This is a genomic window from Leifsonia naganoensis, from assembly GCF_013410615.1.
Classification (GTDB): Bacteria; Actinomycetota; Actinomycetes; order Actinomycetales; family Microbacteriaceae; genus Leifsonia; species Leifsonia aquatica.
The window spans coordinates 2,215,956-2,233,714 of sequence record NZ_JACCHJ010000001.1 but is presented as its reverse complement, the minus strand read 5'-3'; the positions used below and the strand labels follow the sequence as shown (position 1 = coordinate 2,233,714).

General features: G+C 71.7%; 18 protein-coding genes. 13 read left to right on the top strand and 5 right to left on the bottom strand.

Going from position 1 to position 17,759, the window contains the following annotated elements:
* The first annotated feature begins 12 nt into the window (after nucleotides 1-12).
* From HNR14_RS10855 to HNR14_RS10835, 5 genes are read left to right on the top strand one after another with little or no spacing between them, the layout of a single operon-like run.
* Nucleotides 13-696, top strand: coding sequence for a TetR/AcrR family transcriptional regulator (locus HNR14_RS10855; RefSeq protein ID WP_179701053.1), 684 nt, complete (start codon nucleotides 13-15; stop codon nucleotides 694-696).
* A complete protein-coding gene (locus tag HNR14_RS10850; RefSeq protein WP_179701052.1) occupies nucleotides 693-1,391 on the top strand; it encodes a hypothetical protein in 699 nt (232 codons plus the stop codon). Before HNR14_RS10855 ends, HNR14_RS10850 begins: the two co-directional genes overlap by 4 nt.
* Nucleotides 1,388-3,241 carry a YhgE/Pip domain-containing protein gene (locus tag HNR14_RS10845; protein WP_179701051.1) on the top strand — a complete coding sequence of 618 codons (1,854 nt, stop codon included), beginning with the start codon at nucleotides 1,388-1,390 and terminating at the stop codon, nucleotides 3,239-3,241. Before HNR14_RS10850 ends, HNR14_RS10845 begins: the two co-directional genes overlap by 4 nt.
* A gap of 49 nt (nucleotides 3,242-3,290) precedes the next feature.
* Entirely contained in the window at nucleotides 3,291-4,133 is an 843-nt protein-coding gene (locus HNR14_RS10840; RefSeq protein WP_179701050.1) for a metallophosphoesterase, read from the top strand.
* Complete coding sequence (locus HNR14_RS10835) at nucleotides 4,133-4,555, top strand: DUF3052 domain-containing protein (RefSeq protein ID WP_343064460.1); 423 nt, start codon at nucleotides 4,133-4,135, stop codon at nucleotides 4,553-4,555. The genes HNR14_RS10840 and HNR14_RS10835 overlap by 1 nt, the downstream gene beginning before the upstream one ends.
* Nucleotides 4,556-4,673: 118 nt before the next feature.
* On the opposite strand, the gene HNR14_RS10830 is transcribed toward HNR14_RS10835, so the two are convergent.
* A complete protein-coding gene (locus HNR14_RS10830) occupies nucleotides 4,674-5,303 on the bottom strand; it encodes a TrmH family RNA methyltransferase (RefSeq protein WP_179701049.1) in 630 nt (209 codons plus the stop codon).
* A gap of 64 nt (nucleotides 5,304-5,367) precedes the next feature.
* Between HNR14_RS10830 and HNR14_RS10825 the strand changes: the two genes are divergently transcribed.
* Nucleotides 5,368-6,168: an HAD-IIA family hydrolase gene (locus tag HNR14_RS10825; RefSeq protein ID WP_021765272.1), complete on the top strand. Its 801-nt coding sequence runs from the start codon at nucleotides 5,368-5,370 to the stop codon at nucleotides 6,166-6,168.
* A 4-nt stretch (nucleotides 6,169-6,172) separates the two neighbouring features.
* Nucleotides 6,173-6,724, top strand: a complete 552-nt coding sequence (locus tag HNR14_RS10820) for a DUF4303 domain-containing protein (RefSeq protein ID WP_179701048.1) — start codon at nucleotides 6,173-6,175, stop codon at nucleotides 6,722-6,724.
* A gap of 1 nt (nucleotide 6,725) precedes the next feature.
* On the opposite strand, the gene HNR14_RS21370 is transcribed toward HNR14_RS10820, so the two are convergent.
* Nucleotides 6,726-9,179: a septum formation family protein gene (locus HNR14_RS21370; protein ID WP_179701047.1), complete on the bottom strand. Its 2,454-nt coding sequence runs from the start codon at nucleotides 9,177-9,179 to the stop codon at nucleotides 6,726-6,728.
* Entirely contained in the window at nucleotides 9,179-9,727 is a 549-nt protein-coding gene (gene pyrE, locus HNR14_RS10810) for an orotate phosphoribosyltransferase (protein WP_021765089.1), read from the bottom strand. The genes HNR14_RS21370 and pyrE overlap by 1 nt, the downstream gene beginning before the upstream one ends.
* Before the next feature lie 42 nt (nucleotides 9,728-9,769).
* Here pyrE and HNR14_RS10805 point away from each other — a divergent pair, with 42 nt between their 5' ends.
* From HNR14_RS10805 to HNR14_RS10785, 5 genes are all read left to right on the top strand, one after another.
* On the top strand, nucleotides 9,770-10,618 hold the full coding sequence (locus HNR14_RS10805; RefSeq protein ID WP_179701046.1) for an exodeoxyribonuclease III: 849 nt from the start codon (nucleotides 9,770-9,772) through the stop codon (nucleotides 10,616-10,618).
* 110 nt (nucleotides 10,619-10,728) lie between these two features.
* Entirely contained in the window at nucleotides 10,729-11,607 is an 879-nt protein-coding gene (locus tag HNR14_RS10800) for an ABC transporter ATP-binding protein (RefSeq protein ID WP_179701045.1), read from the top strand.
* A 135-nt stretch (nucleotides 11,608-11,742) separates the two neighbouring features.
* Nucleotides 11,743-12,789 (top strand): aliphatic sulfonate ABC transporter substrate-binding protein, encoded by a 1,047-nt coding sequence (locus tag HNR14_RS10795; RefSeq protein WP_179701044.1) that lies wholly within the window; start codon nucleotides 11,743-11,745, stop codon nucleotides 12,787-12,789.
* Between the two features lie 7 nt (nucleotides 12,790-12,796).
* The gene (locus HNR14_RS10790) at nucleotides 12,797-13,702 is read left to right on the top strand and encodes an ABC transporter permease (protein WP_179701043.1); all 906 of its coding nucleotides are present in this window, start codon (nucleotides 12,797-12,799) and stop codon (nucleotides 13,700-13,702) included.
* A gap of 113 nt (nucleotides 13,703-13,815) precedes the next feature.
* The gene (locus HNR14_RS10785) at nucleotides 13,816-14,283 is read left to right on the top strand and encodes an SRPBCC family protein (RefSeq protein WP_021762627.1); all 468 of its coding nucleotides are present in this window, start codon (nucleotides 13,816-13,818) and stop codon (nucleotides 14,281-14,283) included.
* 64 nt (nucleotides 14,284-14,347) lie between these two features.
* Here HNR14_RS10785 and HNR14_RS10780 read toward each other — a convergent pair whose 3' ends face one another.
* On the bottom strand, nucleotides 14,348-15,775 hold the full coding sequence (locus HNR14_RS10780) for an amino acid permease (protein ID WP_179701042.1): 1,428 nt from the start codon (nucleotides 15,773-15,775) through the stop codon (nucleotides 14,348-14,350).
* Between the two features lie 154 nt (nucleotides 15,776-15,929).
* On the opposite strand from HNR14_RS10780, the gene HNR14_RS10775 reads away from it, so the two are divergent.
* Nucleotides 15,930-16,832 (top strand): arginase family protein, encoded by a 903-nt coding sequence (locus tag HNR14_RS10775; protein ID WP_179701041.1) that lies wholly within the window; start codon nucleotides 15,930-15,932, stop codon nucleotides 16,830-16,832.
* 21 nt (nucleotides 16,833-16,853) lie between these two features.
* Here the strand turns inward: HNR14_RS10775 and HNR14_RS10770 are convergent, their stop codons facing one another.
* Entirely contained in the window at nucleotides 16,854-17,750 is an 897-nt protein-coding gene (locus tag HNR14_RS10770) for an SDR family NAD(P)-dependent oxidoreductase (RefSeq protein ID WP_179701040.1), read from the bottom strand.
* Nucleotides 17,751-17,759 lie beyond the last annotated feature (9 nt).

The window sequence follows — 17,759 nt, the reverse complement described above, 5'->3', positions numbered from 1 at the left end:
TAAGATCGTCGCATGACCGCCTCCCCCGCCCGTGCTCCGCGACGCGATGCCGCCGCGAACCGGGAGGCCCTCCTCGTCGCCGCCGCGGCGGCCCTGAACGAGGACATCGACGCCTCCCTCGAGACCATCGCCGCGCGCGCCGGCCTCAGCCGCCGCGCGCTGTACGGCCACTTCGCCAACCGGGACGACCTGCTCGTCGACGTCTTCACGCGCGGCGCCGCCCGGCTGGCCGCCCTGCTCGACCCGGTGTCGCATCCCGACGCCCGCGTCGAGATCGCACTCTTCGGCGCGACGCTCTGGGCCGAGGTCGAGCACATCCGGGTCAGCGCCGCCCTCGCCGTGCGCGGCCCGCACCGCCAGATGGTGGCCACCGCCCTCGACCCGGCGCGCGAGCGCCTGCGCTCCACGGTCGAGCGCGGGATGGCCGCGGGCCAGGTGCGCACGGACCTCGACCGCGAGACCGTCACCCGCCTGATCGAGAACGCGGCCGTCGCCGTCCTCGACGAGGCCACGCGTGCCGGATTCTCCCGCGCGGCCGGGCACCGGCTGGTCATGCTGGCCGGCCTCGGCGCGGCGGGCCTCGGCTGGCAGGAGGCCGACGCGCTGATCGACAGCACGCCCGAACTCGCCTTCACCCCCGAACCCGCACTCGCATCCACACCCGCACCCGCATCCACCCCGGAGAAGAACCGATGAAGATCGCCCTCGACTCGGTCGCGAAGGGCCCGCGCAACGCCGCCCTGCCGCCGACCAGCGTCGCCTTCGCGAACGGTCAGGCCGTGCTCGCGCGCGCCGAGACCGAGCAGCGCCCGACCGTGCTCGGTCTGATCGCCTCGGGCCGGATGCGCCCGGACGCCGGGGTCGTCACGATCGACGGCGCCACCGACTACCGCGCCATGCGCCGGCGCATCGCCCTCATCGACGCGCCCGACGTGTGCGAGCCCGCCGCCGATGTGACGGTCGCCGGGATCGTGGCCGAGGAGCTCATGTTCGCCGGCCGCGCCTCCCACCCGATCGCCGTCAACAAGCGCCTCAGCGAACTGGACGCGTCGGAGTACGCGCGCTGGGACATCGGCACGGTGCCGCCGACCGTGCGCATCCGGCTGCTCGCCGAACTCGCCTTGATGCGGAAAGGCGTCGACGGTCTCGTCATCGTCTCCCCCGACCGGCACGGCGGAGACCCGACCGAATGGTGGACGTTCGCCCGCGAGCTGGCGGGGCGCGGCATCGCCGTGCTCGTCGTGGCCGGCGACGCCTCCGCCGCGGCGATCGCCGCCGCCTCCCTCGTCTCGCGACTCGACGAGACCGCTTCCGCCCCCGCGACCTTCGACGAGGACCCGGGCCGCGACGACACCGATGACCTTCCCGACCTGATCGTGGAGAACGCATGAAGATCCCGCAGATGATCGCGGCGGAGTTCCGCCGCCTGACCGCCAACCCGATGGCCATCGTGGCGCTCATCGCCCTCATGGCCGTGCCCGTGCTCTACGGCGGCCTGTACCTGTGGGCCAACCAGAACCCGTACGCGAACCTCGACAAGATCCCCGCCGCGATCGTCGTCGACGACACCGGCACCACGGTCGACGGCAAGGACATCAACTACGGCGACCAGGTGGCCGACCAGCTGATCGAGGACGGCTCGTTCGACTGGCACCGGGTGAAGTCGGGATCCGCGGCGAGCGGCGTCGACGACTCGAAGTACGACTTCAGCATCACCTTCCCGTCCGACTTCTCGTCGGCGCTCGCGTCGGCGTCGGGCGACAGCCCGCACCGCGCGATCGTGACGCTCACGACCAACGACACCAACAGCTACCTGGCGTCGACGATCGGCACCCAGGCGGCGGAGAAGATCCGCACCTCCATCGTCAAGCAGGTCAACCAGGAGGCCGCGGCGCAGTTCCTCCTGGGCCTCTCCGACATCCGCTCCAACCTGGTGAAGGCCGCGGACGGCGCGAACCAGCTGGTCGACGGCAGCGCCACGGCCCAGTCGGGGGCATCCTCCCTCGCCGACGGCACGGCCCAGCTCGCGAGCGGGTCGCAGACCCTGGCGAGCTCGCTGGGGCAGCTCGCGTCGGGCGCCCAGCAGGTGAGCGACGGGGCGGCGCAGGTCGCCTCCGGCAACAAGGAGCTCGCGGGCAAAGCGACCGAGGCGGGGCAGGTCGCGGCGCAGTTGGCGGCGGACGCACCCGCCGTCGGTCAGAAGCTGATCGCCCAGCTGCAGGCCGACAACGTGGACCCGGCCATCATCGCCCAGGTCCAGGCCGCGATCGGCGACATCGACGGCAAGGTGCAGTCGGGCAACAGCCAGATCCAGAACGCGGTCGGGCAGGTCAACCAGCTCTCCGCGGGCGCGGACCAGGTCGCGGGAGGCGCGGCGCAGGTCGCCAGCGGATCGGCGCAGGCCCAGGCCGGTGCGACCCAGCTCGCCAGCGGGGCGGGCACCGCGGCCAGCGGCGCAGCACAGCTGCGCGACGGCCTCACCACGCTCCACGACGGCACGACGACCCTGAGCAACGGCCTCCAGGACGGCGTGAAGCAGATCCCCGACAACTCCCCCGAGCTGCAGAAGAAGCAGGCGTCGACGATCTCCGATCCGGTCAACCTGAAGAACGACAGCATCACCTCCGCCGGCACGTACGGCGCGGGCCTCGCGCCCTTCTTCGTCGCCCTAGCCGGCTGGATCGGCATCTACGCGCTGTTCCTCATCGTGAAGCCCGTCTCGCGCCGCGCGATCACGGCGCTGCACTCGCCCGTCAAGATCACCCTGGCGGGCTGGCTCACGCCGGGGCTGCTCGGCGCCATCCAGATGGTCGGGCTGTTCGCGATCGTGGCGGGTGCCCTCGGCTTCCGGATCGAGAATCCGGTCGGGATGTACGGGCTCATGGCGTTGGCGTCTCTGACGTTCGCCGCCATCATCCTGGCGCTGAACGTCTGGCTGGGCAGTGTGGGGCAGTTCCTCGGCCTGGTGCTGATGGTGCTCCAGCTCGTGACCGCGGGCGGCACCTTCCCCTGGCAGACATTGCCGGGCCCGTTGGCCGCCCTGCACCATGTGCTGCCGATGTCGTACGCGGTCGACGGGATCCGCCAGCTCATGTACGGCGGCAACCCCGCCACCGCCTGGGCGGACGCGGGCGTGCTCGGGCTGTGGCTGCTGATCGCACTGCTGGTCTCGGCGATCGGGGTGACGCGGATGACGCACTTCCGCACCCTGCGGGACCTGCGGCCGTCGCTGATCGGTTAGGCCCGGTGGGGTGGGAGGCGCCGTCACCGGTGCGCGCTAGGCTCGGCGCGTGACCGCCTCCCACCGCATCCTGCACCTCAGCGACACCCACCTGTTCGGCGACGGCCGACGCCACTACGACCTCGTCGACACCCGTGCGGCGCTCGAGCGTGTGCTGGAGCGGGCGTCCTCGCTGGGGGCCCTGGATGCGGTCGTCGTGTCCGGCGACCTGTCGGAGGACGGCTCGGCGGAGTCGTACCGCCTCCTCTCCGGACTGCTGGAGCCGTGGGCCGCCGAGCGCGGGGCGCAGGTCGTCTATGCGATGGGCAACCACGACCTCCCGGAGCCGTTCGAGGAGGTCCTCGGCGAGCGCGAGCGCGTCGTCGAGGTGCGCGGCCTGCGGATCGTGACCGTCGACTCCACCGTCGCCGGCGCCGGCTACGGTGAGGTCGGCGAGGAGCGCCTCGACCGGCTGCGGGAGATCCTGTCCGAGTCGGCCGACCACGGCACCGTCGTCGTGCTGCACCATCCCCCGACGCCTCCCACGACCGGGCTCTTCGAGTCACTGCGGCTGGTCGACCCCGAGCCGCTGCTGGAGGCATGCCGGGAGGGTGACGTGCGCGCCATCCTCGCCGGGCACTACCACCACGCGCTGGTCACCGAGACCGACCCCGGGTACATCCCGCTGGTCGTCGCTCCCGCGGTGGCGAACACCACCGACGTGCTCTGGCCGGCGCCGGGCGAGCGGGCCGTGCGCGGCTCCGGCTTCGCGCTCGTCGATCTCCCGGACGACGAGCCCGTGCGCGCCCTCATCGTCACCGTGCCGGCGCCCGACGACGGCGAGACCGTCTACGAGCTCGACGCGGCCGACGTCACGCGCATCGCCGAGACGTCGGGCTGGCGCGGAGAGTAGTGACCACTCCGGCCGGGTACTCCGGCACGCCGCTGTGGAAGAAGCTCGGACTGAAGCCCGGGATGCGCGCGCAGCTGCTGCACGCCGACCCCGGCTGGCGCATCCCGCTCGACGAGCCCGGTGCTCCCGACCCGATCGATTGGCTCGACCCCGGCGACGACGGCCCGGCCACCCTGGTGCTGGCGTTTTACCGCGAGGCGGCCGAGTACCTGGGCGAGCTCGACGCGATCGCCGCCCGCATCCGGCCCGACGGGATGCTGTGGGCGGCCTGGCCGCGCAAAGCCGCCGGCCACGTGAGCGACATCGACGAGAACCTCCTGCGCGACGCCGCCCTCGACCGCGGGCTCGTGGATGTGAAGGTCGCCGCCCTCTCGACGGATTGGTCCGGCCTCAAGGTCGTCTGGCGCCGCGAGAACCGCTGACCCCCGTCGCCCGCTGACCCCCGTGAGCCGCTGACCCGGTGGCGCGATTTGTGCCAAATGTCGCGAATGCCGATGCCGAAGTCGACATTTGTGCCAAATCTCGGGAGGGTGGAGCGGGTCAGAAGCGCACGTGCTGCAGCACCCACGCGTGCATCGCGACTGCGGCTGCGGCGGAGGCGTTGATCGAGCGCGTCGAGCCGAACTGCGAGATCTCGATCACGGCATCGGCGGCGTCGATCGCCGGCTGCGAGAGCCCCGGCCCCTCCTGCCCGAACAGCAGCACGCACTCCCGCGGGAGGGCGAAGGTCTCGATGAGCACCGACCCGGGGACGTTGTCCACCGCGATGATCGGGAGGCCGGCCTCCCGAGACCACGCGACGAACGCCTCCACATCCTCGTGGTGCACGACGTGCTGGTAGCGATCGGTCACCATCGCGCCGCGCTTGTTCCACCGGCGGCGCCCGATGATGTGCACGGTGTCGGCGGCGAACGCGTTCGCGCTGCGCACGATCGACCCGATGTTCATGTCGTGCTGCCAGTTCTCGATGGCGACGTGGAACGGGTGCCGGTGCTCGTCGAGGTCGGCGACGATCGCCTCCATCCGCCAGTAGCGGTAGCGGTCGATCACGTTGCGGGTGTCGCCCTGGCGCAGCAGCTCGGGGTCGTAGTGGTCGCCCTCCGGCCACTCGCCCGGCCAGGGCCCGACGCCGTGGGTGGTGAGCTCGTGCGACGGTCCCGGGTGATCCACCCAGCCAGCGTAGCCGCCCGCCCTCTAAGCTGGTGGCGTCCAGTCTCCATCGGAAGGGGTTTGCGTGGCGCGACGCGACGAGATCGAATGCTGGCTCACCGACATGGACGGCGTGCTCGTCCATGAGAACCAGGCGCTGCCCGGCGCCTCGGATCTGATCCAGCAGTGGCGCGACAACGGCACTCCGTTCCTCGTGCTGACGAACAACTCCATCTACACCCCGCGCGACCTCGCCGCCCGGCTCCGCGCCTCGGGCCTGGACGTGCCGGAGGAGTCGATCTGGACCTCCGCCCTCGCCACCGCCGACTTCCTCAAGTCGCAGAAGCCCGGCGGCAGCGCCTACGTCATCGGCGAGGCCGGACTCACCACCGCGCTCCACGAGGCGGGCTTCATCATGACGGACACGAACCCCGACTACGTCGTGGTCGGCGAGACCCGCAGCTACTCGTTCGACGCCATCACGAAGGCCGTGCGCCTCATCGGCGCCGGCGCCCGCTTCATCTCGACCAACCCCGACGCGACCGGCCCGAGCGCCGAGGGCCCGCTCCCGGCCACGGGCGCCGTGACCGCCATGATCACCAAGGCGACCGGCGGCATGGAGCCCTACGTCGTCGGCAAGCCCAACCCGATGATGTTCCGCTCGGCGCTCAACCGCATCGGCGCCCACTCCGAGAACACGGCGATGATCGGCGACCGGATGGACACCGACGTCGTCGCGGGCATCGAGGCGGGCCTGCACACCATCCTGGTGCTCACCGGCATCAGCGACCAGGCCGAGATCGACCGCTACCCGTTCCGCCCCGACGAGATCCTCAGCGGCGTGCGGGAGCTGCTCGCGCCCGAGCCCGTGGAATCGGACCTCTGACGGCGTGACCCTCGAGCACCACCCTGCGTCGTATGGCCGCGTTCGCGCCGCCATCCGGGAGGCCGCTCGCGCAGCGTGGACGGATCTGCGCCGCGAGCATCCCGAGTCGTTCTACTACTTCGGGCTGTGGACGACGCCGCTCGCCCACCGGCCGGCGCCGACAGCGATCTCGGTGGAGGGGCAGGCGCGGGTCGTCACCGACTACCGCACGCAGGGGATGCCCGTGACCGTGGAGGAGCTGCGCTGGGCCGAGAACGACTCGCCGTTCGACCTCTTCGGCGACAAGGGCTTCGCCGAGGTGGAGCGCCTGTTCGACGCGTTCGGCAACCCGTACGACCGCCCGCGCGCCGTCAACGAGGCCCTGTTCGAGACGATCACCGGCGCACTCGCCGATCTCGACGCGGAGGGCTTCTTCGGCACGGGCGCCGAGCGCGACGCGGTCGTGGTCAACGTGACCATGCCCGGTCACGACGAGGCGGACGACCTGCTCGCCTCGGCACGCGCGCTCAACCCGGCCTCGGCGCTCGCGCGCTACGAGGCCGACTGGTCCGCGTAGGTCAGCCCGTCGGGCCCGGACCGGCCACGGACGACGTCATCGGCTCACCCGTCGAGCGCGTGGCGAAGCAGTAGTACGAGCGCTGCCCGTCCTTCCACTGCTCCTCGGTCGCCGGGAACGTGCCCTGCACCTGCAGGCCGGTGTACGCCGCGGCGGCGTTCAAATCGATCACGCCGGGCGCGGTGCACAGGCCGTTGATCTGCTGACCCAGTGCGTCGGCGCCGGGGTAGGCGGCCGCGATGTCCGGGTTGAGGATGCCGGTGTAGACCATCTGCGCGGTGTGCGGCGCCGCGCAGTCGACCACCGTAAACGATTCGGCCCAGGGCGTCGTGTACGGCTCGATGCACTCGCCGCCGCCCAGCGCATCCCACGCTGCGACGCCGGCCGCGGCCGGAGCCCCCGGCTTCGGAGTGACCGTCGGGGTCGGGGTGGGGGTCGGCGTGGGCGTCGCGGACGGCGTGGATGATCCGGAGGCCTTCGGGGTCGCCGCCGCCGAGCCGAAGAGGGACGGCAGACGCGTCCCGAGCGCGAAAAGGCCGATCAGGACGAGGACCACAGCGAGCGCGCCCGCCACGATGAAGAGGATGCGGTTGTTGCGCGGATTGCGCGGGCGCTCCGGCGGTGCGGCGCCCGTGGTGTCGCCGGGGCCGCCTCCCGAGACGCCCGGGGCCGTGGGTCCGCCCGCCGGTGCGATCGGAGCGGGCGCGATCGGCGGGGTCTCGGCGGAGGGGATCGCCACGGTGGGGTCCGCGGCGAAGACCGGTGCCGGCAGCGTCTCCTCGGGGACGGTCAGCGGACCGGTCAGCGGGGCGGTGAAGGGCTCGGTGAACTGCGGGCCTTCCATCGCCGCGCTGGGCTCCGCGGCGGCCAGGTCGGGGAAGAGGATGGTGTCGGCGTCGGAGGGCCGATCACCGGCGGCGGGTTCCTCCGCGAGGGCGGCGTCCGGCTCCGGCTCGAGGTCGGGCTCGGGCTCCGCCACGTCGCCGAAGAGCGCGGCGATGCCGTCGTCGGGCTCGGCCTCCGCTTCGAGCGGTTCGGCGCCCGCGGCTTCGGCTTCGACGGGCTCGGGCGTGGCCGGCTCGAGCTCGGCCGGCTCGGGCTCGGCCGGCTCGGGCTCGACGATCGGCAGCACCGTGGTCGGCTCGGGCGCGACGGCGACGGGCGCCACCTCGACGGGCTCGACGGGCTCGACGGGAGCGAGCGGATCCGGGTCTCCGACGCGCGCCGCGAGCAGCGCCGCCATCTCGGCGGTGTCGAGCTTGGTCGTCGGCACCCCGGCGCTGTCGGGCTCGGGCGCGGGTGCCTGCTCGGCCGCGGGCTCGAACAGCTCGGCCGCGTGCGGAGGCGGAAGCACCGGCTCGGCCGGCAGCGTCGGCGCCGCGAACGCGGGCGGCACCACCGGTGGCGGGGCGACCGGGGGCTGCTTGGTGAGAGGAGGCTGCGCGGCGACGGGAGGCGGGGTTGCCGCGGGCAGCACCGTCGCGGGCGGGAGCACGGTCGGCGCGGGCGGCGTGAGCGATCCGGGGACGATGGGGATGATCCCGGTCGTGTCGCCGATCACCGACCGGGAGGCCGGAGCGTCCGGGCTGGGCGCGCCGTAGCCGAGGAGAGCGGCGAGTCCGTGACTCTGCGGCTCCTCCGACGCGGGGGTGGCCTCGGCCGCAGCACCGGCCTCCCGCTCGTCGTCGGCGCGCTGCGAGTCGGGGACGGCCGGCGTGGCCGTCTCCGGGGACTGGACGGGCTCGTCCCACTCGGGAGGCTTGGGCATCCGCAGCGAGGCGAGGAAGCTCGGCGGCTCGGCGAGCGCCGGCGACGGCGCGGCCGGTTCGGGAGCAACGGGCGCTTCGGGAGCAACGGGTTCGGGAGCAACGGAGGATTCCGGCTCGACGGGCGCCGAAGCGACCGGCGGCGTAACGGTCGGCGGCTCGGGGAGCACGGGCACCACCGGTGCTGCCGGTTCCGGTGCCGTGTACCGCGGGGGCTCGGGCAGGGACGGCTCCGGCTCGACCGCCGCGGGCTCCACGGGAGCAACCGGCTCCACGGGAGCAACCGGCTCCGCAGCCTCCACCGGCACCGCGGGCACCAGCGGGACGCCGGGCTCGACGGGCTTCGCCGTCGTGTTCACCACGAGCGGGTCCTCGCCGGCTCCGGGGGTCAGGTTCCAGGTGAAGGGCGCCGGCCCCGAGGCCGTCGGCTCCGGCTGGGGACCGGTCCCTTCGGCGTCCTCGTCCGATCCCACGGGCTCCACCGGCTCAGCGGCGGCGCTGCGACGCGCACGTCGAGACAGGGGCGCGGGCTCCGGTTCCTCCGGCTCGACGACCTCCGGCTGCGTGCCCAGCTCGCGGAACAGCCACTCGGGGCTGCCGAACTCGGGCTCATCCGCTCCGGGCGCAGCGGCGTCCGGCGACGCGTCGGCGTCGCCGTCTCCGTTCGCCGGGTCGCGGTGGTCGGCCACTAGGCCAGCCCCAGATCCTTCAGGCCGATCGCAGCGTAGTACGGGTATCCGGCGGCCTCGATGACCTCGCGCGCACCGGTGTCACGGTCGACGACGACGGCGACGGCGGCGATCTCGGCGCCCACCTTCTTCAGCGCCTCGACGGCCTTGAGCGGCGAGCCACCCGTGGTGGAGGTGTCCTCCAGCACGATGACGCGCTTGCCGGCCAGGTCGGGGCCTTCGACCTGCTTGCCGCGGCCGTGGTCCTTCGGCTCCTTGCGCACGACGAACGCGTCATAGCCTGCACCGCGTGCGGCGCCCTGGTGCAGGATGGCGGCGGCGACCGGGTCGGCGCCCATCGTCATCCCGCCCACCGCGGAGACGTCGGGGATGTCGGCGATGAGGTCGAGCATGACCTGGCCGATCAGCGGGGCGACCCGGTGGTCGAGGCTGACCTTGCGCAGGTCGACGTAGTACGTGGCCTTCTTTCCGCTCGTGAGCGTGAAGTCCCCGTGGAAGACGGCGTCGGCCGAGATGTAGTCGATGAGCTGCTGTCGTGCGTCGGTCACGTCCCGATTCTATGGGGGCGGGACCCCCGATACGATCGGTGCATGCGTGTCGCCACCTGGAACGTGAACTCCATCCGCACCCGAGTCGGCCGAGTGGTGGACTGGCTGGTCCGCGAAGACGTGGATGTGCTGGCCATGCAGGAGATCAAGTGCAAGCCCGAGCAGTTCCCCTACGGACCGTTCGAGGACGCGGGCTACGAGGTCGTGCTGCACGGTCTCAACCAGTGGAACGGCGTCGCCATCGCGAGCCGGTTGCCGATCGAGGACGTGCAGATCGGCTTCCCGGACATGCCCGGATTCCTGAAGGGCCATGAGGGCCCGGATCTGCCGAAGGAGGCGCGCGCGATCGGGGCGACCGTCGACGGCGTGCGGCTCTGGAGCCTGTACGTGCCGAACGGCCGCGCGCTGGACGACCCGCACTACCACTACAAGCTCGACTGGCTGGCGACGCTGGCGCAGGACACGCGCCGGTGGCTCGCCGAGAACCCGCACCTCCCGCTCGCCCTGATGGGCGACTGGAACGTGGCCCCGCTCGACTCGGACGTCGGCGACCCGAGCCTCATCCCGGGCGTCTCCACGCACATCTCTCCCCCGGAGCGCACGGCGTTCGCCGCGTTCGAGGCGGCGGGACTCACCGACGTCGTGCGACCGCTCGTGCCCGAGGGTTACACCTACTGGGACTACAAGCAGCTGCGGTTCCCGCGCAACGAGGGTCTCCGGATCGACTTCATCATGGGGTCGGAGGCGTTCGCCGACCGGGTCGCGGGAGCCTCCATCCACCGCAACGAGCGCAAGGGCGACGCCCCGAGCGACCACGTGCCGGTGCTGGTCGACCTCACGGACGCCCCGAGCGACGACGAGGACGAAGACCGGCCGATGATCTTCGGCTGACGCCGCACGGCTCGCCCGCAGAGACTCCGCGGGCCGGCGGGCAAGCTTTCGTTACGCCACGTTTCGTCGCGCGGGCGCGCCGACGGGGGCTTCGGTAGCGTCGGAGCACCATGTCCGAGACATCGTCCGCCTACCCCGTCGAGTTCGCCGGAGTCGGTCGCGCCTTCGCGGCCCCTCAGCGCCGCGGCCACGCGGGCGACGTGCGGCCCGTACTGCGCGATGTCTCCCTCCGGGTCGAGGCCGGCGAGGTCGTCGCCATCCTCGGTGCGAGCGGCTGCGGCAAGTCCACGTTGCTGCGCATCGCGGGTGGCCTGGACCAGCCCACCGCGGGTGCGGCGCTGATCGACGGTTCGCCGGTCGCGGGCGTCGACCCCCGCTGCGCCGTCGGCTTCCAGGAGCCGCGGCTGCTGCCCTGGCGCTCCCTGGCCGACAACGTCACCCTCGGCCTCCCGCGCGGTATCGACCGGGCCGCCGGCCGCGAGCGCGTCGCCCGGCTGCTCGACCTCGTCGGACTCTCCGCCTCCGCCACGCTGCGTCCGCGCGAGGTCTCCGGCGGCATGGCGCAGCGCGCCTCCCTCGCTCGTGCCCTGGCCCGCAACCCGGGCGTCCTGCTGCTCGACGAGCCGTTCGGCGCCCTCGACGCGCTGACCCGCCTGAAGATGCAGGACCTGCTCGTCGACGTGCACGCCGCGGCCCCGACGACGATCCTGCTCGTCACCCACGACGTGGACGAGGCGCTGCAGCTCGCCGACCGCATCATCCTGCTCGGCGCCGAGGAGGGACGCGTCGGCGCGACCATCCGCAGCGTCACGACCGTGCCCGGCGCACGGCCGCGCGACCGGGCCTCGGCCGAGCTCGCGGCGCTGCGCGCCGACCTCCTCGACGGGCTCGGCATCGACCGGCACGGGAACGCGCACGCGGGCTCGGGCTCGGGCTCGGTGACGACCGGCGGCCGAATGTCGTCCACAGCCGAGACCTCCCTGGTCTGATTCCACCGATCGGGCGATCCCACCCCGCGGAACAGCACCGCACGGGAGGCTCGACTCAGCTCCACCCGCACCACCGGCACAACCGCACCGCACCCACACAGCACGGCTCGACAGAGCCACGGACCAGGAGGCCCCATGCGCCGCACACCCACGATCGTCACCGCCCTCGCGGCCGCCGCCGCAGCGGCGACCCTGCTGCTCACGGGCTGCGTCGCCGGAGAGGGCTCGGCTTCGGGCGCCGCCGCGAGCAGCACCCCGGGCACCGTCACGAAGGGCGGAACGCTCAACATCGACTTCGCCACCTACAACCCGCTGAGCCTGGTGATCAAGAAGGAGGGCTGGCTCGAGAAGGCCCTCGCCAAGCAGGACATCACAGTCAACTGGGTGCAGTCGGCCGGCTCCAACAAGGCCAACGAGGCGCTGCGCTCCGGCGCGATCGACGTCGGCTCGACCGCCGGCTCGGCAGCGCTGCTCGCGCGCTCGAACGGCTCCGAGATCAAGACGATCGACATCTTCTCGCAGCCCGAGTGGTCCGCCCTCGTGGTCGGCCCGAACTCCACCATCACCGATGTGAAGGAGCTCAAGGGCAAGCAGGTCGCCGCGACCAAGGGCACCGACCCCTACTTCTTCCTCCTGCAGGCGCTGGAGGCCAACGGGCTCTCGGCCGACGACGTCACCATCCAGAACCTCCAGCACGCCGACGGCTGGGCCGCACTGCAGAACGGCTCGGTCGACGCCTGGGCCGGTCTCGACCCGATCATGGCCAACGCGCAGGCCTCCGGCGCGAAGCTGATCTACCGCAACGTCGCCTTCAACACCTACGGGTTCCTCAACGCGACGGAGTCCTTCGTCTCGAGCAAGCCCGATGTGGCGCAGACCGTCGTGAACACCTACGAGTACGCCCGCGCCTGGGCGCTGAAGCACCCGGACGAGACGTCGCAGATCCTCGCCGACGCCGCCAGCATCTCCCTCCCGGTCGCCACGACCGTCATCACCGAGCGCACCAACCTCGACGTCTCGCCGATCCCCGGCGACGCGCAGCTGAAGGTGCTCAAGAAGGTCGGCCCGATCTTCGTCCAGACCGGCGACGTCGCCTCGCAGTCGAACATCGACGCGGCGCTCAAGAGCCTGCTCGACCCGACCTTCGCGAAGAAGGCGGACCCGAGCGCCATCGGAGGCTGACCCGGCCATGTCGTATCAGAACGCACCGGAGGGCGACGGCCCGCGTCTGGCGACCAGCGTCTCCGGCACGTCCGTCGCGGGCGAGAGGCCCCGAGCGGCCGAGTCCGCCAGCGTCGAGGTGAATCGGCAGGGCGCGCTCGCAGCACGCACGCCGTTCCTCTCCCGGCGCTGGGTGCGGATCACGGGCGGGCTCGCCCTGCCGGCGATCATCCTGGTGGTCTGGCAGGTCGCCAGCACCTCCGGTGCGTTCACGTCCGCGCAGCTGCCGTCCCCGGCCATGGTCTGGAACGCGGCGATCGACCTCGCCCAGCGCGGGCTGCTCGGGCTCTACATCGCGATCTCGACGCAGCGCGTCCTGATCGGCTTCGCCTGCGGCGCGGCGCTCGGCCTGGTGCTGGGCGCCGTGGTCGGGCTCTCACGCCTCGCGGACATCCTGTTCAGCTCCACCCTCGCGGCCGTGCGCGCCGTCCCCTCGCTCGCCTGGGTGCCGCTGCTGATCCTCTGGTTCAAGATCGGCGAGGACTCCAAGATCATCCTGATCGCGATCGGCGCCTTCTTCCCCGTCTACACGACGGTCGCGGCCTCCCTCAAGCACGTCGACCGGCACCTCGTGGAGGCGGGGCGAGCCTTCGGGCTGAACGGCGCGCGCCTGTTCACGACGATCCAGCTGCCCGCCGTGCTGCCCTCGGTCATCTCCGGCCTGCGACTCGCGCTCGCCCAGGCGTGGCTGTTCCTGGTGGCGGCCGAGCTCATCGCCTCCTCCATGGGCCTCGGCTTCCTGCTGAGCGACTCGCAGAACAACGGCCGCACCGACCGGCTCTTCCTGGCGATCATCCTGCTCGCCGTGCTCGGTAAGGCGACGGACTCCCTCGTCGGCCTGTTCGAGCGCTGGGCGAACCGCCGCTGGGCCTGAGCCTGCGCGCGGCGTCGCGTCGCACCAACCACCTGTGAAGTCCAGGCCCTGTACCTGACCGCTGCCCGGCCTACCGTTCGACGGGAAACCAGAAGGCAGCGAAAGGAGCAGCAATGGCTGCAGTGACCAAGTCCATCGACGTGAACGTCCCGGTCTCGACCGCATACAACCAGTGGACCCAGTTCGAGTCCTTCCCGCACTTCCTCGACGAGGTCGAGGAGATCCGCCAGGTGGACGACACCACCAACCACTGGCGGGTGAAGATCGGCGGCGCCGAGCGTCAGTTCGACACCGTCATCACCGAGCAGCTCCCGGACGAGCGCGTGGCGTGGAAGTCCGTCGCCGGCGACACCGAGCACGCGGGCGTCGTCACGTTCCACCGGCTGTCCGACACCGAGACCAAGGTGACTGTCCAGCTGGAGTGGGCGCCGTCCGACGCGCTGGAGAAGATCGGTGCCGTATTCGGCCTCGACGACCACGCCGTCAAGAAGGACCTCGAGAACTTCAAGGAGTTCATCGAGTCGCAGGGCACCGAGTCCGGTTCCTGGCGCGGCGAGGTCGACCGCGGCAAGACGGTCTGACCGCCCTCGACGCAGAACGTCGGAACGGCGCCGGTGCGACTTCGCACCGGCGCCGTTCTCTGCGTCAGCGCTGCGAGTCGACCCGTTCCTGGACAGCCCGGCGCTTCGCCATCCGAGAGTAGATCCGCTCGACGATCCACAGCAGGATCCCGATCGCGAGCAGCCCGAGGGCGATCGTGTACTGGCCGACCGGGCGCCCCGACGTCCACGGGAACACCAGGTAGAGACAGGTCAGGCCGCCGATGATCGGCAGCACCGTCGGCGAGCGGAAGTGCTTGTGGTCGACGGGCTGCTTGCGCAGGACGAGCACCGCCACGTTGACGACCGCGAACACGGCGAGCAGCAGCAGGGAGGTCGTCCCACCGAGCAGCGCGACGATCGAGCCCTTCGGATCGAGCGAGACGTAGATGATGAGGGCCACCGCGAGCGCCGACGTGAAGAGGATGGCGGTCCACGGCGTGCGCCGCTTCTGCGAGACCTTCGCCAGGAACGGCGGCAGCACACCCTGCTTCGCCATGCCGTAGAGCAGGCGGCTCGCCATCATCATGTTGATGAGCGCCGTGTTGGCGACGGCGAACATCGAGATGAACGGCAGGAGGTCGTTGATCGGGAAGCCCGGGGCGGCCGCCTCGACCGCCGTGACCAGCGGCGTCTCGCTGCCGGCGAGCTGACCGATCGGGACCAGCGCGACGACCGTGATCGACACCAGCACGTAGATGACGGCGGCGATGCCCAGCCCGCTCAGCATCATCTTCGGGAAGATACGGCTCGGCTCCTTGGTCTCCTCCGCCATGTTCACCGAGTCCTCGAAGCCGACCATGGCGAAGAACGCCAGCGAGGTCGCCGTGCTCACCGCCAGCAGCACGCCTTTGTCCTCCGGCGTCTCGAACGCCACGACGCGCGACCAGTCCGCGTTGCCGCCGGCGATCGCCCACATGCCGATGAAGATCACGAGCAGCAGACCGGAGAGCTCCACGAGGGTGAGGACAACGTTCAGCCACACGCTCTCCGTCACCCCGCGCAGGTTCACCAGCATGATGAGCACGATGAAGGCGAGCGCGATCAGCAATGTCGTGAGGTTCTCGTCCGGGATGCCGAAGCCCACGGTGAGGTTCACCGCGAACGCGCGGGACGCGGTCGACGCCGACGTGATGCCCGACGTCATGACGATGAAACACACGATGAAGGTGAAGAAGTGGACACCGAACGCCTTGTGCGTGTAGAGCGCGGCGCCCGCGGCCTGCGGGTACTTGGTCACCAGTTCCAGATACGAGAAGGCGGTCACGGTGGCGACCGCGAACGCCAGCAGGAAGGGCAGCCAGGCCGCGCCTCCCACCTCCGCCGCCACCTGGCCGGTGAGGGCGTAGACGCCGGTGCCGAGGATGTCGCCGACGATGAACAGCAGCAGCAGACCGGGCCCGAGCGCCCGCTTGAGCTCGGGCTGCTCAGGCTCGACGGTCTTGACCACTTGGGTCCAGGATGGATCGCTCACGATTGCTCCCTTCCACACGACCGCGGTGACGTGCGTAGGGGAGACTTTATGTGAGTTCTCTCAGATCTGCCACCCGTTCGGGGGTGGAATGGGATCGCGGCGTAGGCGGACGCGGGTCTCGCCCGCACGACCGGTCCCTGGCAGGCTGGTGCGCATGCTCGCTCTCGTCTCGGCGCCGACCAACCTGGGCCTGCGCCCACCGCTGCCGGGGAGTGTGCCCGGCGCATCCAAAGCACCCGAGGCGCTCCGGGAAGCCGGGCTCTTCGAGCGGCTACGGGCGGCCGGCGCGCGCGAAGCCGGGGCGATCATCCCCGGCCGCTACGTCGACGACGACGCGACGCGCGCGCCTGGTCGCGTTCGCAACGAGGCCGCGCTCGTCGAACACGCGCACCGACTTGCCGATCGGGTGGGCACGATCCTCGACGCCGGCGACGCACCGATCGTGGTCGGCGGTGACTGCAGCGTGCTCGTCGGGATCGGTGTCGCCCTCGCGCGGCGCGGCGCCAGCGGCCTCGTCCATCTCGACGGTCACACGGACTTCCGGCATCCCGGCAACAGCGCCGCATGCGCCAGCGTCGCCGGCGAGGACCTCGCGGCGGCGGTGGGGCTGCACTGGCCGGCGATCTCCGATATCGATGGACTCGCCCCCTACTTCGCGCCCACCCGCACGGTCCACCTGGGCCACCGGGACGATGACGAGCATGCGGCAGAGGCGCGCGGCGTGCTCGGCGCGGTCGTCTCCGCACGCGAGGCCCGGGAGACCGCACCGGCCGCGGTGGCCGCCCGCCTCCTCGCGGTCGCGGGCGCCGGATACTGGCTGCAGCTCGACGTGGACATCCTCGACCCGGGCGTGATGCCCGCGGTGGACAGTCCCGACCCGGGCGGCCTCGACACCGACGAGCTGAGCGCGCTGCTACAGGAGCTCGCCCCTCACGCGGTCGGAGCCTCCATCACGGTCTTCGACCCGGATCTCGACCCGGACGGACGCTACGCACGCCTGCTCACAGAGCTCCTCGTCGGACCGCTCGCCGCAGTCGGGAGTGCGCTGGACCGCTGACGACTGCGCGCCGGTGTGCGCCTACGGCCGCCGCCCCGTGAACAGGTCCATCGAGTGGTACACGCCGAGCCGGTCGGCGACCGCATCCCACGCCCGCGTCGGGAGAACGCCCTTGAGCAGGCGGGCGAAGCCGACCGACCAGGGGAGCATGAGCATCGGGCGGCCGGCGAGCATCGCCTTCCACACCTTGTCGACGACGTACTCGGGGGTCAGCACCGGGGTGAGGAGCGGCCCGCGGGCGCCCTCGAACATCCCGGTGTCGATGTAGCTGGGGGCGACGGTGGTCACCTTGACGTGGCCGAAGCCCTGCTGTTCCAGCTCGAGGCGCACGCTGTCGCTCCAGCCGATGACGGCCCACTTGCTCGCGGCGTAGACGCTCATGCGCGGGTTGGAGAGGGTGCCGGCGGCGGAGGCGATGTTGACGATGCGCGCCTCGCGGTCGCTCTCGATCATCCCGGGGAGGAACTCGCGCGTGACGTACATGGGGGCGAGGGCGTTCACCTGCATGGTGGGGCGGGTGTCGTCGCCGTTGTCGTGCTCCCAGAAGTACTTGCCGCGCACGATGCCGGCGTTGTTGACGAGCACGTCGATGCCGCCGAGCTCGCGGCGGACCGCCTGGGCGCTCTGCGCGATGGCGCCGAGCTCGCCGAGGTCGAGGAAGTACGGGTGGACGCTCGTGACCGGGGTTCCGGCGGCGGACGACGGCGAACGCGGAGGCGCGCCCCAGGCGGCGGCCGTGCGCCCGGCGAGGATCTCGGCGCGGAGCGCGTCGGTCAGCGCGGTGAGCGCCGCGGCGTCGCGGTCCCACAGCACGACCGCGCGAGCGCCTTCGCGCACCGCGCGCTCCGCGTAGAGCCGCCCCATCCCGGACGCGGCCCCGGTGATGAGCACACGTGCACCCCGAACCGTTCTCGCCATCCGTCCATC

Coding starts and splice junctions, on each gene's coding strand:
- HNR14_RS10770 (WP_179701040.1), bottom strand. CDS start 17,750: ATGGCGAGAACGGTTCGGGGTGCACGTGTGCTCATCACCGGGGCCGCG.
- HNR14_RS10785 (WP_021762627.1), top strand. CDS start 13,816: ATGGCTGCAGTGACCAAGTCCATCGACGTGAACGTCCCGGTCTCGACC.
- HNR14_RS10775 (WP_179701041.1), top strand. CDS start 15,930: ATGCTCGCTCTCGTCTCGGCGCCGACCAACCTGGGCCTGCGCCCACCG.
- HNR14_RS10795 (WP_179701044.1), top strand. CDS start 11,743: ATGCGCCGCACACCCACGATCGTCACCGCCCTCGCGGCCGCCGCCGCA.
- HNR14_RS10855 (WP_179701053.1), top strand. CDS start 13: ATGACCGCCTCCCCCGCCCGTGCTCCGCGACGCGATGCCGCCGCGAAC.
- HNR14_RS10805 (WP_179701046.1), top strand. CDS start 9,770: ATGCGTGTCGCCACCTGGAACGTGAACTCCATCCGCACCCGAGTCGGC.
- HNR14_RS10850 (WP_179701052.1), top strand. CDS start 693: ATGAAGATCGCCCTCGACTCGGTCGCGAAGGGCCCGCGCAACGCCGCC.
- HNR14_RS10790 (WP_179701043.1), top strand. CDS start 12,797: ATGTCGTATCAGAACGCACCGGAGGGCGACGGCCCGCGTCTGGCGACC.
- HNR14_RS10845 (WP_179701051.1), top strand. CDS start 1,388: ATGAAGATCCCGCAGATGATCGCGGCGGAGTTCCGCCGCCTGACCGCC.
- HNR14_RS10800 (WP_179701045.1), top strand. CDS start 10,729: ATGTCCGAGACATCGTCCGCCTACCCCGTCGAGTTCGCCGGAGTCGGT.